Here is a 12,899-nt window from a genome sequence, read left to right as displayed (position 1 = left end):
CCCTCAGATTCGCTCGACTTGCATGTATTAGGCACGCCGCCAGCGTTCGTCCTGAGCCAGGATCAAACTCTCCGAAAGATGTTTGATCTAGCTAAATTTTAAAGCAAATTGACGAGATTAAAAATCTCTTATTTTAGACTTGCTTGGCGTTTCGTTTTGTTTAGTTTTCAAAGAACAATCATATAATTGGAGCGGGTGAAGGGAATCGAACCCTCATCATCAGCTTGGAAGGCTGAGGTTTTACCACTAAACTACACCCGCGTATTTAATTTATTAGAGAAGTTGATGGTCGGGAAGACAGGATTCGAACCTGCGACCCCTTGGTCCCAAACCAAGTGCTCTACCAAGCTGAGCTACTTCCCGATATAATGGCGCGCCCGAGAGGAGTCGAACCCCTAACCTTTTGATCCGTAGTCAAACGCTCTATCCAATTGAGCTACGGGCGCATAATTTAATTTGGTTGGTGCGGCCGAGAGGACTTGAACCTCCACGGGGTTAACCCCCACTAGGCCCTCAACCTAGCGCGTCTGCCATTCCGCCACGACCGCGTTTTGTTATAACGCGACGACAACAATCATTATAGTATTTATTCCACCGTAATTCAAGTGGTAATAAATGGTGCGGGTGAAGGGACTTGAACCCCCACGCCGTAAGGCGCCAGATCCTAAGTCTGGTGCGTCTGCCAATTCCGCCACACCCGCATATTTATAATGGTGAGCCATGAAGGACTCGAACCTTCGACCCTCTGATTAAAAGTCAGATGCTCTACCGACTGAGCTAATGGCTCTAAATGGCTGGGCTAGCAGGATTCGAACCTACGAATGACGGAGTCAAAGTCCGTTGCCTTACCGCTTGGCTATAGCCCAAAGGTGTTTTATAACACACTTTTTATTATAATCACTTTTCTCTTATAAGATAAGTGTTATTTTATAAATGGCGGTCCGGACGGGACTCGAACCCGCGACCTCCTGCGTGACAGGCAGGCATTCTAACCAACTGAACTACCGGACCATTTGTTTAATTGCGGGGACAGGATTTGAACCTGCGACCTTCGGGTTATGAGCCCGACGAGCTACCAGACTGCTCCACCCCGCGACGATATTAATCTCGCTCAAACAATCTGAGGTTTGATTGGTGACCCCTACGGGATTCGAACCCGTGTTACCGCCGTGAAAGGGCGGTGTCTTAACCGCTTGACCAAGGGGCCGTTCATTACTAACTTTCAGTCTCTCAAGCACTTTCTCATCTCTTCGCGAGAACTTCAAGCGCCCCAGTCGACTTTATCTATTATAATGAATCTCTTTTAACATGTCAACACTTTTTTTTAAAAAAGTTTTTTTGTTAAAGTTTTGATGTCATTTTTGCTTTCGGCTTTAATAAGGCCGCTCAAATAAGTTACCATGTTAGCAAGGTCTATGTCAACGATTTTTTTAAAATAATTTTTCCGCGACATTTTCCACATACATATTTCTTCGTATCAAGCTGTCTTTTCCGTCTATATTCCAGGCCGCATGACCGGCATTCGTATAGCCATTTCACAGGGCGTACAGCACGGATATTGCTTTCCAGGGCTGAGCAAAAACGAGGTGAGTTGGTCTTTGCCATCAATTGTTTAAAGTCCCGATCTCCATGCCTGTATCCCTTCCCTTGGAGGTGCAGGTGATAATGGCATAATTCATGTTTTATAATTCCCTTTATCTCTTCCATTCCTAATTCATCTAAGTATCTTCGATTAATTTCAATATTATGGCTGACTAATAAATACCGTCCGCCTGTTGTCCTTAATCTGTTATTAAAGATTGCCTTATGAGTGAATGGTATCCCAAAATCCTCTATGGATATTTTTTCAACTAATTTCTGTAATTCCCGGTCCGTCATAAGTTAAACCTCCACACTTTTAAAGTAACAAACCCGGCGGCTGTTACATACAATAAATTAACCATGGGCTTATCACCTATTTATAGTACAACATTTATGAAAGGAGGTCTAAATATGCCTGCTTGGTTGCAAAACCAAATCCAAAGAGCCTTTCTTGAAAAAAACAGCAAGCAAGTGCAACTATTGAATCAATGTTGGTTTTTTTATAAAAAAAGCATTGCCCAATACGATTAAGGCAATGCTTCACGTTTATATTATCCAGCCGGATTTATCATTGTAAGGGCAATTCGTTCTTTAGGTATATCTACTTGATCAACCCAGACAGTCACCACATCCCCAACTGATACAACATCCATTGGATGCTTTACATATCGTCTGCTCAATTTCGAGATATGAACTAGACCGGCCTGCTTTACGCCGATGTCAATAAATGCGCCAAAATCAACGACATTACGAACAACGCCTTGGAGCTCCATCCCTTGCTTAAGATCCTCCATCTTCAGTACATCGGATTTTAATAGAGGTGCAGCCAATTCGTCACGCGGATCTCTTTCTGGTCTCATCAAGGCATCCAGAATATCTCCCAATGTGATTTCGCCAATATTCAATTTCTCCGCCATTTCACTTTTCTTCACCGTGGTTAGCGCTTCTCTTAATCGTTCACTTCCTAAATCATCCGTTGTGAAACCGAGCATTTTCAACAAAGAACGAACGGACTGATAGTTTTCAGGATGTATGGATGTCCGATCAAGCGGCTCTTCCCCACCAATTACTCTTAAAAATCCAATGGCTTGTTCATAGGTTTTCGCACCAAGCCTTGGAATCTTTTTTAAAGAAGCTCGATTTCGGAAAGCTCCTTCTTCCTCTCTCTTTTTTACGATATTTTGGGCTACAGACTTGGAAAGACCCGCCACATATTGCAATAGGGAAGGAGAGGCCGTGTTCACATTAACCCCCACTCGGTTTACTGCCGTTTCAACCACAAAACCAAGTGACTCATTCAGTTTTTTTTCTGAAACATCATGTTGATATTGCCCAACACCTACTGATTTAGGATCTATCTTCACCAATTCTGCCAAGGGATCCTGTAGTCTTCTTGCAATCGAGACCGCACTTCGCTGCTCCACCTGTAAATCTGGAAACTCTTCTCTTGCGATATCCGATGCCGAATAAACACTTGCACCGGCCTCATTTACAATTACGTAATAGATTTTTTCACTTTGCTTCTTCAACGTATCTGCAATGAATTGTTCTGTTTCTCGAGATGCTGTTCCGTTCCCGATTGTGATGATTTCTATGTTATATCTTTTGAGTATAGACAGAATAGCCTCCGTTGCCTCTTTCTTTTTAGCTACTGGCGGATGCGGATAAATCACTCCTACCTCAAGCATTTTTCCTGTAGGATCGACTACTGCATATTTACAGCCTGTACGATAAGCCGGATCTACACCCAATACCATTTTTCCCTTTAAAGGCGGCTGAAGCAGTAAATTTCTGAGATTCTCAGAAAAAATATAGATAGCTTGGTCTTCAGCCTTTTCCGTCAACTCATTACGAATCTCCCTTTCAATAGAAGGCTGAATCAATCGCTTATAGCTATCTTCTATTGCTTCCTTCATAATCACTGCACTCGGATTGGCTGTATTCAAATTCATTTTTCTAGCGAGATAATCCAGTATTTTCTGTGTATCGGTTTTGATGGAAACTCGAAGCACTCCCTCTTTTTCACCACGATTAAGTGCCAAAATGCGATGAGGAACTATTTTTCCTATTGCTTCATCATAGTCGTAGTACATCTCAAATACCTTTTTCTCATCTTTCTTCTCATCTTTACTAACAGATTTAATCAAGCCAAACTTAAATGTTTCATCCCGAATCCATTTTCTGAAAGAGGCATTATCAGAGATATTCTCTGCTATAATATCTTTCGCACCATCTAAAGCTTCTTCTGGCGTTGTCACTCCCAACTCCACATCAACAAATTGAGCAGCTTTTTCAAGTGGGTTTGCAGTTTGAGGAGCTTCCATGATCCATTTCGCCAACGGTTCTAATCCTTTTTCTTTTGCGACCGTTGCTTTTGTGCGACGCTTTTGCTTAAAAGGACGATACAAATCTTCAATAGTTTGCAGTTTTACTGCCTTGATGATTTCACGTGATAACTCCTCTGTGAGTTTCCCTTGCTCCTCAATAATACGCAGGACTTCTTCCTTTCTTTTTTCCAAATTATCGAGATAGGTCCACCGCTCAGAAATTGTTCTAATTTCAACCTCATCCAATGAGCCGGTCATTTCTTTTCGATAACGCGCTATAAATGGAATCGTATTACCATCCTCTAAAAGCGCCAATACATTGGATACTTGACTCCCCTTCACTGAAAGCTCTGACGCTATATATTGAACCAATTCACTCTTCGACTTCATTAACAAACCTTCCCTCTGCAAATAATTACCTTTATAGTATCATAACCTTTTCTGCTACAAATACTGGACTCTCATAAATAACACAAAAAAGAAGTCTCTTATAATTATAAAAGACTCCCAAAAATGAATGTAATATCATCGTTCAAGGCACTATTTTGACTTTCTAATTTTTTCGCAGTTTCTTCAAGAGAACTAGCATTTCGCAGGAAATTTTTCGTCCCCTTCATTTCAAATCCATCGGAGTGAATGAAAAATTTAGTGGACGGAGTATATGTAAACTGTTGAGTATGGAATTTCTGCTTTCTTCCAGATAAATATCCGGTTACAGGTAGGGGATAGATCATTTTATCATTTGGAGGATATAGATAGAAACGGATATTACCAACACAGCTGTACTGAAATTCTTTCTTTTTGAAGTCCACTTTTAAAATAGCGACAGCGGCGCCTCGCTTTCTTAGCAGGGCCTGATTACATCGTTCCATAATATCTCCAACATCCTCGCTCTGATACTCCCGAACTACATTAGTAACTGCCCGAGAGGATTCATGAGCAAACTCCCCTGATCCTAATCCATCTGCGATGACACAAATAAAGTAATCATCCGTCACTTCATAAAAATAGTCATCACCACATAACAGCTTTCCTTGTTTAGGTGATTGAGACACAATTAATTGCACTCTACTATCCCTTAGCACTTCTTGATTCACCGTATATACTCCGAATTCTCAGCATTAATGGCTTCCTGCAGTTTTTTTATAGCACGGCGTTGAAGACGGGATACATGCATTTGAGATATACCTAATCGATCTCCCGCTTCCTTTTGACTTAGATTTTCTAGATAGGTGTATTGTATGATTTTCTTTTCGCGATCTGACAATACATGGAGAACTTTCTCCAAAACCAACCGCTGATTCACCTTTTCATATCCTTCATCCACATTTCCGAAGATATCTAACAAAGTGACTGTTCCGCCGTCTGAATCCGCCTCGATTGAGTGATCCACTGATAGCGCCTGATAACTTTTACTCATTTCCATCGCTTCTAAAACTTCTTCCTCAGAAACTTCTAAGTACTGAGCAATTTCTTCAATCTTAGGAGAACGATGCAATTCTGAGGTAAGTTCTTCAACAGTCGACTTGATTTTTGGACCAAGCTCTTTAATTCTGCGAGGAACGTGAACACTCCATGTTTTATCACGTAAAAAGCGTTTAATCTCTCCAATTATCGTCGGGACAGCAAAAGCCTCGAAGCTTTTTCCGAAGGAATCATCATACCTGCGAATCGCACCCAGCAATCCAATCATGCCAACCTGGGCAATATCCTCATGATATGATTTTCCCTTTGAATACTTTCTCGCAATCGTTTCAACTAGCCCGGTATAGTGCTGAACAAGTTGAGCCTGTGCTTCTTCATCTCCATGGAGTTGATAGGCTTTAATCCATTCCGTGACTTGGTCTCTCATTTGTGCCTTTTTCTCATCACTAGTTTGAGATTGTTTCTGCATCACTCTCCACCTGCTCTCCCTCAAGAAACTTCGTCATGAATACTGTCACACCTTCATTATGGTGTATTTTCACTTCATCCATGAGCGTTTCAATCAGATATAGACCTAATCCTCCTTCTCTTAAGAATTCCACTGATTGGTCTCTCTCATAAGGCCCCAAGCCTTGTCGCACCTCTTCAAAATCACAGCTTTCGCCATTATCGACTACCATTACTTCAAGACGGTCTTCATATAATCCAAAGCCTATGATAACTTCCCCATCTCGCTCGCCCTTGTACGCATGCTGAACTGCATTTGTACAAGCCTCGCTCGTAGCAATTTTCAAATCTTCTATACTATCATATGAAAACCCCATACGGCTGGCTATTCCTGATAAAGTTAATCTCATTACCCCGATAAATTCAGGTTTTGCAGGTATCTTCATTTCAATATATTCGTATGTTTCACTCATTGCGTTCCACCCTCTGCATGGCTTTTTATATGGATTATATCCGCTAAACCAGTGATTTCAAAAAGACGATGTAATCTCTCTGATAGTCCGATGATTCTAAAATCCCCATTGTGCGCTCGAACATTTTTAAATAATCCTACAAATACCCCAAGACCTGTGCTGTCCATATAAGAAACATCGGTTAAATCAATAATCATGACTACTTTATCTTGATCCGACAAAGGAAATAGTGTCTCTCTTAACTTCGGTGCTGTGTATGCATCTATCTCGCCTTTAACATTTACATGTATTTCAGAATTTACATTCTGTACATCAATAGAAATATTCATGAATTTGTACCTCTCCTCAAAAAGTCATGTTCCGCTATCCTTCTTTACCCGAAATTATCCACTTAAAACTTCCGTCTCATAATTATCAAGGTGAAATCATCTCTTAATTGAAAATGTTGCATCTTTTCCAACTTTTTATAGAGATTGTTTACAATGGTTTGGGCATCTAAATGAATAGATTCCCGAATAAATTGAACCAACGTATCTCTTTCTATAAATCCCTCATTTGTCCTGCACTCTGTTACCCCATCAGATAGAAGGATAATCATATCGCCTATTTCAATCTTTCTTTCATATTGCCTGTATACTGTTTTTTTATCTACACCAAGCAACAGACCCTTAGCAGTTAACTCGGTAAATTCATTTTTTTCGTAATTATAGAAAAATCCCGGTTCATGGCCTGCTGAAGCATATGTAAAAATATGATTTGAGGGATCATATAGACCATAAAACATCGTTATGAACATACTCGGTCCAACATTTTGCTCCACAACACGGTTAATACTTTCCAGAACACTCGCTGGGGATGTGCGATGCTCCGGCAAAGAATCCATCGCGTACTTAATCATGGACATACATAACGCCGCCGGTATCCCTTTGCCAATAATATCAGCAATCGCTACAGCCACTCGATTATGCTCATCCTGAACAAAATGAAAATAATCTCCGCTCATATGCTTAGCCGGAACACTTATGGCTCCAATTTCAAGATTTTTTAGTACAGGAACTCGCGTTTCCAATAAAGTCTGCTGAACATTAGCCGCTATCTCCATCTCACTCTTCAGTTCTCTTTGTTGATGGCGGAGACTCTGTAATTCACGAAAGGCTACACCATACTCCATCATAATTTCCAACAAAAAATCAAAAGAGTGGCTGACTTCTTCCGAAATATCAGGAAGTATTTCTTTTAGCGTATTTTTATGCAAACTTATTATCTCTTCAGGTGATACCATCTGTTCTATAGCTTCTTTGCTGATTTTATGTCCGAGATATAACGCTTTTTCCGTATGCTCTTTCAAGTAATTCGAGAGAGCTTCACGGTATCTTTCCTCCATGCACTCTCTATTTTCCACATACCTTCCCCCTATCGGAGCCATTTAGTAGACATTATTCGCGTACCCTTTCCAACATCAGAGTCAATATCAAAGTCATCCATCAATCTCTTGACTCCCGGCAAACCAGCTCCCAGACCTCCCGATGTTGTATATCCATCTTCCATTACTCTTCTTATATCACTTATTCCCGGACCATTATCCTCTGCTATGACTCTGAGACCCGTTCTCCCATTGTCATAGACTTTTTCAATGCATATTTGGCCCTGCCCTGCATAGAGATAGATATTCCTTGCTAATTCACTTATGGTTGTGGTTATTCTTGCCTGATCCACGGTGCCAAACCCCAACTCTTTGGCCACATTTCTGCCCACTTGTCGGGCTGCAACAATATCCCACTCATTAAGAATTTTTACGTAGGATTGGGTGCTCATCATGCTAGTCCCCCAGTTCCTTTTGTAATTTCTCCAAACCCTTTTCAAGATCCAAAGCTGTCATCACATCGGATAATGTAATGCCCAATTCAATTAATGTGATGGCAACTGCAGGCTGTATCCCTGTTATCACTACTTTTGCTCCCATTAATTTTGACATGTCAATGACATCGCCAAGGACTTTAGCTATAAAAGAATCAATGATATCTACTGAAGTTAGATCAATCACCACTCCATTTGCATTTGTTTCATGTATCTTATGCAGTAAATCCTCCTGAAATTGCAGCGCTGTTGCATCATCCAATTCCCATTGAATAGAAATCAGGAGACAATCATGCAACTTTAATATCGGAATCCTCATACTAATTCCTCCGGGGTTACGATAATTTTTCTATTTGTAATTTCCAGGGCAGCCTCTACACCCTTTTTCAATGTATTTTTAGTTATGATTTCATCTAAGTTAATGCCGAGGTTGACAATTGTTTGAGCAATCTCCGGACGTATTCCCACCAACATACAACGGGCACCAACCAAACGAACAGCCTCTGCTGCCTGAATAATATGATGAGCCACCATAGTGTCAACAACAGGCACTCCAGTAATATCAATCAACACTACCTCAGAACGATGCTTTACTACGCCATCCAAAAGATTTTCCATAATTTGTCTCGCGCGTTCTGTATCTATTGTACCTATAAGAGGCATTACAGTAATCCCTTCAAACACAGGAATAAGAGGTGCTGATAATTCCTGGAGTGCAATTTTTTGCAAAGAAACGGTTCGTTCCCACGTAGATGTATAAACATTCAGAATTTCATTATTTAAAGGGGTAATCCACTCGTCAAAATCCAGCACAATCTCAAGCTGATTTTCCTTTGTCATTACCCCTTCATTTACCATACCGTCTGTAACAACTACATTAAATGCTTTCAATCCCTCATTCACAAATGTTAACGGCCAGCCTAAACGAATAATTTTAGCTGCAAAATCACTAAGTTTCACTTTAAATTCTTCATCAGAATCTTTAATATTAGAAATCAGCACTTCAATAAATTCATTACTGGTGTGAATAAACATTTGATCTGAAACAATCTTCACGACTCGATCATCCGCTTTATCCTTTACACGTTCAATCCACTGCTGCAAAATGATGTCTTTATGACCCTGGATATAGTTTTGCACAAGTTTATTCATTAGTTCCTCCTCCATCAAGTTTTCTGTTAGATTCTTTTATATGGATACATGCACTTTAATTTATTTAATAATTTCAAAAAAACCATATTCACAAACTATTATAAACACTTAAAAAGGAAATAGGAAATCTTAAATTCCTTCGTAATATTGCCGTAATACAGCAACAACGTATTTGTAATTTCTATAACCTGTACTTCATTCCCTTTTTGTCACTAACTTAAACCAAAAATAAGTTTTTCTAAGTTAAAAAGTGCAAAAAAAACTGCCAAGAATTCGGATTCTTGGCAGCCTAACCTTCAACACAGAAGTATATTTATTATTTATAGTCTTTTTACTATTACAATTCCACGAGTCCCAGACTGATTTGGAGCGCATTATCAACCTTACGCATCATTTCATCATCCAGCTGTGTTATTTTATCTGTCAATCTCTGCTTATCAATTGTTCGAATTTGTTCAAGTAAAATAACAGAATCGCGTTCGAATCCATATTTTTGGGCGTCAATTTCTACATGGGTCGGCAGTTTCGCTTTTTGTATTTGAGCCGTAATTGCCGCAATAATTACGGTAGGGCTAAATCGATTTCCGATATCATTCTGAATAACAAGTACAGGTCTTACCCCTCCTTGCTCAGATCCAACCACTGGAGACAAATCAGCGAAATACACATCACCACGTTTAACATTTAAACCCTTATTCACCGCTAACTAAACGCTCCACAGCATGTTCAGCTTCATATTCTGCCTGGAAAGCTTCTGCAGCCATAGTTAAATTAATATTGGCCATCTCCATATATCCACGGCGCATGGATTCGCGAAACTCTTTCTTTTTGCGTTCTTGCAAATACATTTTAGTTGCTTGATAAATAAATTCGCTTCGATTCACATTTTCTTCTCTCACGTATCCATCCAACTCACTTAGCAAATTTTGGGGCAAGCGTATTAGAATTTCCGTAGTTGCACTGGACTCAGACACAGGCAAACACCTCCACCATCACTACAAACCACATAGTTCTTTACTATTATATCTTACCATTATTACTTCTGCATGCAAAGGTGTCTAGTACATTTCTTTCTTATTATGAGGCTAAATAGTTGTCCTTTATTCATTATTCATGCACATATGTGTTAAATAATTAATAATGAAATAACTGATTTACAGTTTCAACAATTAAACCATCCTGCTTATACACTCGAGGGACTCTGCTTGATAGTTGACAAATAACCTCGTAATTAATCGTTTCTAATTTCTCGGCGATCTCATCAACTGTAATTGTCTCATCACCATCGTTCCCGATAAGAGTAACCACTGTATCCTCAGGAACAGACTGATCTAATTTAACCATGCACTGATCCATACAAATGCGTCCGACAATAGGTGCTCTATGTCCTTTAACCAGTACAGATTGCCCAGATAGTTTTCTGATCCATCCATCCGCATATCCAATAGGCAAAGTGGCTATCCATTCAGGCTCACTCGCTGTATACGTTGCACCGTACCCAACTGTATCACCCATTGAAATCTTCTTGATTTGCTTTATCTTTGTATAAAGAGATAAGGCAGGCTTCAACGTTACTGGGAGGTCTTTTGATATTTCCGGTGATGGACTTAAGCCATACATGGAAATACCAAGCCTTACTGTATTGAAATAGGCATCAGGATATCTCATAGCTGCCGCACTATTACTAGTATGAATGTAAGGCGGCAAGTATTCCATATTATCAAGAATCTCCTTGAATTTCAACAATTGGTTTTGAGTTTTGTCCAAGTCCAGCTCATCTGCACTGGAAAAATGAGTGAATATACCTTCAAGATGAATATAATCTTGATTCTTAAGCATATATTCTATTTCTTTCATCTCTTGTATATTCCTTATCCCAAGTCTGCCCATGCCTGTATCAATTTTTATGTGTATATTTAGCGGTTGCTGTATATTTTCTTCCTGTAAATATGCTATAGCTTTCCCTATCCAATCAATGTCATGTACATTTAAAGAGATATTGTACTGCACGGCTACCTTGGAGTCTTCCGCCCTAGTGGAACCTAGTACTAAGATCGGCACTTTTATACCTGCCTGACGAAGCCTGATCGCCTCATCCAAGAAAGCTACGGCCAAACTGGTTGCTCCGGCACCTAATGCCACTTCAGCCACTTGCCGATCTCCATGTCCATATGCATTTGCCTTTACAACCGCCATGATGTCAGTAGTTTGAGGCAACAGATGCCTAATCTGTTCAACGTTATGCTTTATATGATCTAAATTGATTTCTGCCCATGTATCTCTATAGGATAATTGACTATTTTTCATAAGAGGTTTACCTACCTTTAGATGATTATAATTTGATTATTCCCCTTAATGAAAGGATAGTCAATTCATTCCTCAGAAACTAAAAAGAAATAGACCTGCCTTTATTAACAGGTCCATCCACTTCTATTTTTCTGCAGTTTCCTGCACTGATTTCGCAACCATGATCATCTCGTCTGATGTGAGATTTTTTGCAGCGAGCATGAAATCTATCCCTTCATAAGACCAGGATATTGAGTTTTCTGTCATATTGCCAATTGTGAATCCTAAATCAACCGGCTCACCTTCTGCTATGGTGACCGCAGCTTCTTTGACAATCTTTGATTTAGTTTCAATTAACGTGTATTGTTTTTCATCACCCGCAAATGTCAGAACGGCTCGTTTTCCTTCCTCTGTTTTGATCATTTTCTCTCCTGCAGGCTCCACACCCTGTATCTCGGCTGTTGGATATTGAGCTTCAAAATCAATATCTTCTTCAGAAGACATTACCGGCACTTCCAATTGCGCTCCTGTCATATTCTTTTTCACATCAAAATCACTATTACTGTAATTCGGATTGAACTTCGTTTTTTCAAATTCAACCTGAACTAATGCATTACGATCAGAATCCATTACATCTACACTTACAGGCTCTAGTGTTTTGCGGTCAAATTTCACGACCTGCAATGGAAGCATCTTATTGTTCTGATATCTTGTTTTTGTCTCAAACACATAACTATCATCTGTTGCCTTAAAGGTTGCATCCTTATCAACAGTTACATCTGTAATTAAAGACTCATACAGATAGGCCTGCGAGCTGTTTTTTGGCCACTCACTTTGAAACTTAAAACTTTTATTAAGCGCTGGAGTTAATACAAATACCCCTTCTTCATTCCGCAGGATGATTTGACTTTGATCCTTTTGAGCATTTTTCAAGTTTACCCGGTAATTTGATGGAGATTGATACCATACTTCCACATCATATACTTGTGGTTCTGTACCCATTTTTAAAGTCATTTTCGCATCTGCTTTGTATCCCTTTAATTCATTCATCTTTTCCGTTAACGCATCCACAACTTCAGTTTGCGATTTTTCCCCGCAGCCTGCTAAGACCAACATAAATCCCAATGTCAGCGTCAGCATCATTAACCTCCTCAAGATCTCATCCCCTTTTAACAGTAGTAAGTAAAAGGGAGAGGAAAGCCCGATCCGGTTTGTTCATTTACATTCCAGTACATTTTTAAGATACATCCTTTCAAAACATTCTTTATTTCTGCTATTCTTATGTTAATTCAATAACGCTGTTGAAAGCCCGCAAAGAGTGTTTTATCTTAAATACATATGGGTAGTAAAT

Annotated in this window: 15 protein-coding genes, 10 tRNA genes and 1 rRNA gene; 1 reads left to right on the top strand and 25 read right to left on the bottom strand. The window is 39.7% G+C overall.

Annotated elements, in window-relative coordinates; genetic code table 11:
- From FHY47_RS17335 to FHY47_RS17280, 12 genes are all read right to left on the bottom strand, one after another.
- Positions 1–78, bottom strand: a 16S ribosomal RNA gene (locus FHY47_RS17335); the annotation flags it as partial.
- Positions 79–187: 109 nt separating this feature from the next.
- Positions 188–261: transfer RNA gene (locus FHY47_RS17330), tRNA-Gly, on the bottom strand.
- A gap of 25 nt (positions 262–286) precedes the next feature.
- A tRNA-Pro gene (locus FHY47_RS17325) sits at positions 287–363 on the bottom strand.
- Positions 364–369: 6 nt separating this feature from the next.
- Positions 370–446, bottom strand: a tRNA-Arg gene (locus tag FHY47_RS17320).
- A 15-nt stretch (positions 447–461) separates the two neighbouring features.
- Positions 462–548: transfer RNA gene (locus FHY47_RS17315), tRNA-Leu, on the bottom strand.
- 68 nt (positions 549–616) lie between these two features.
- A tRNA-Leu gene (locus FHY47_RS17310) sits at positions 617–701 on the bottom strand.
- A gap of 10 nt (positions 702–711) precedes the next feature.
- Positions 712–787: transfer RNA gene (locus FHY47_RS17305), tRNA-Lys, on the bottom strand.
- Between the two features lie 4 nt (positions 788–791).
- Positions 792–866: transfer RNA gene (locus FHY47_RS17300), tRNA-Gln, on the bottom strand.
- A 68-nt stretch (positions 867–934) separates the two neighbouring features.
- Positions 935–1,011, bottom strand: a tRNA-Asp gene (locus FHY47_RS17295).
- 10 nt (positions 1,012–1,021) lie between these two features.
- Positions 1,022–1,095, bottom strand: a tRNA-Met gene (locus FHY47_RS17290).
- 37 nt (positions 1,096–1,132) lie between these two features.
- Positions 1,133–1,207: transfer RNA gene (locus FHY47_RS17285), tRNA-Glu, on the bottom strand.
- Between the two features lie 206 nt (positions 1,208–1,413).
- On the bottom strand, positions 1,414–1,878 hold the full coding sequence (locus FHY47_RS17280; RefSeq protein ID WP_140462284.1) for a SprT family protein: 465 nt from the start codon (positions 1,876–1,878) through the stop codon (positions 1,414–1,416).
- 114 nt (positions 1,879–1,992) lie between these two features.
- Between FHY47_RS17280 and cmpA the strand changes: the two genes are divergently transcribed.
- On the top strand, positions 1,993–2,112 hold the full coding sequence (gene cmpA, locus FHY47_RS17275; protein ID WP_139063802.1) for a cortex morphogenetic protein CmpA: 120 nt from the start codon (positions 1,993–1,995) through the stop codon (positions 2,110–2,112).
- Positions 2,113–2,132: 20 nt separating this feature from the next.
- Here the strand turns inward: cmpA and FHY47_RS17270 are convergent, their stop codons facing one another.
- The 13 genes from FHY47_RS17270 to FHY47_RS17210 all read right to left on the bottom strand — a co-directional run bounded on the left by FHY47_RS17270 (position 2,133) and on the right by FHY47_RS17210 (position 12,688).
- Entirely contained in the window at positions 2,133–4,298 is a 2,166-nt protein-coding gene (locus FHY47_RS17270) for a Tex family protein (protein ID WP_148631241.1), read from the bottom strand.
- A gap of 104 nt (positions 4,299–4,402) precedes the next feature.
- The gene (locus FHY47_RS17265; RefSeq protein WP_225983640.1) at positions 4,403–5,005 is read right to left on the bottom strand and encodes a PP2C family serine/threonine-protein phosphatase; all 603 of its coding nucleotides are present in this window, start codon (positions 5,003–5,005) and stop codon (positions 4,403–4,405) included.
- On the bottom strand, positions 5,002–5,802 hold the full coding sequence (gene sigB / locus FHY47_RS17260) for an RNA polymerase sigma factor SigB (RefSeq protein ID WP_066102445.1): 801 nt from the start codon (positions 5,800–5,802) through the stop codon (positions 5,002–5,004). The genes FHY47_RS17265 and sigB overlap by 4 nt, the downstream gene beginning before the upstream one ends.
- Complete coding sequence (gene rsbW / locus FHY47_RS17255; protein WP_066102448.1) at positions 5,780–6,253, bottom strand: anti-sigma B factor RsbW; 474 nt, start codon at positions 6,251–6,253, stop codon at positions 5,780–5,782. Before rsbW ends, sigB begins: the two co-directional genes overlap by 23 nt.
- Complete coding sequence (locus FHY47_RS17250) at positions 6,250–6,582, bottom strand: anti-sigma factor antagonist (RefSeq protein ID WP_066102453.1); 333 nt, start codon at positions 6,580–6,582, stop codon at positions 6,250–6,252. Before FHY47_RS17250 ends, rsbW begins: the two co-directional genes overlap by 4 nt.
- Before the next feature lie 62 nt (positions 6,583–6,644).
- Entirely contained in the window at positions 6,645–7,655 is a 1,011-nt protein-coding gene (locus tag FHY47_RS17245; protein WP_139063803.1) for a PP2C family protein-serine/threonine phosphatase, read from the bottom strand.
- Positions 7,656–7,666: 11 nt separating this feature from the next.
- Entirely contained in the window at positions 7,667–8,068 is a 402-nt protein-coding gene (locus FHY47_RS17240; protein ID WP_066102671.1) for an anti-sigma regulatory factor, read from the bottom strand.
- Between the two features lie 4 nt (positions 8,069–8,072).
- Positions 8,073–8,429, bottom strand: a complete 357-nt coding sequence (locus tag FHY47_RS17235) for an STAS domain-containing protein (protein WP_066102458.1) — start codon at positions 8,427–8,429, stop codon at positions 8,073–8,075.
- Positions 8,426–9,262, bottom strand: a complete 837-nt coding sequence (locus FHY47_RS17230; RefSeq protein WP_066102461.1) for an RsbT co-antagonist protein RsbRA — start codon at positions 9,260–9,262, stop codon at positions 8,426–8,428. The genes FHY47_RS17235 and FHY47_RS17230 overlap by 4 nt, the downstream gene beginning before the upstream one ends.
- 337 nt (positions 9,263–9,599) lie before the next feature.
- On the bottom strand, positions 9,600–9,962 hold the full coding sequence (locus FHY47_RS17225; protein WP_066102464.1) for a type II toxin-antitoxin system PemK/MazF family toxin: 363 nt from the start codon (positions 9,960–9,962) through the stop codon (positions 9,600–9,602).
- Positions 9,955–10,236: a CopG family ribbon-helix-helix protein gene (locus tag FHY47_RS17220; RefSeq protein WP_049672447.1), complete on the bottom strand. Its 282-nt coding sequence runs from the start codon at positions 10,234–10,236 to the stop codon at positions 9,955–9,957. Before FHY47_RS17220 ends, FHY47_RS17225 begins: the two co-directional genes overlap by 8 nt.
- 160 nt (positions 10,237–10,396) lie before the next feature.
- Positions 10,397–11,569 carry an alanine racemase gene (alr, locus tag FHY47_RS17215; protein ID WP_066102467.1) on the bottom strand — a complete coding sequence of 391 codons (1,173 nt, stop codon included), beginning with the start codon at positions 11,567–11,569 and terminating at the stop codon, positions 10,397–10,399.
- A gap of 123 nt (positions 11,570–11,692) precedes the next feature.
- On the bottom strand, positions 11,693–12,688 hold the full coding sequence (locus FHY47_RS17210) for a LolA family protein (RefSeq protein WP_066102470.1): 996 nt from the start codon (positions 12,686–12,688) through the stop codon (positions 11,693–11,695).
- Between the last annotated feature and the right edge of the window lie 211 nt (positions 12,689–12,899).

The organism is Bacillus sp. E214 (assembly GCF_008087365.1).
In the GTDB taxonomy this organism is placed as follows: domain Bacteria; phylum Bacillota; class Bacilli; order Bacillales; family Pradoshiaceae; genus Pradoshia.
This window is presented reverse-complemented; position numbering and strand designations above follow the sequence as displayed.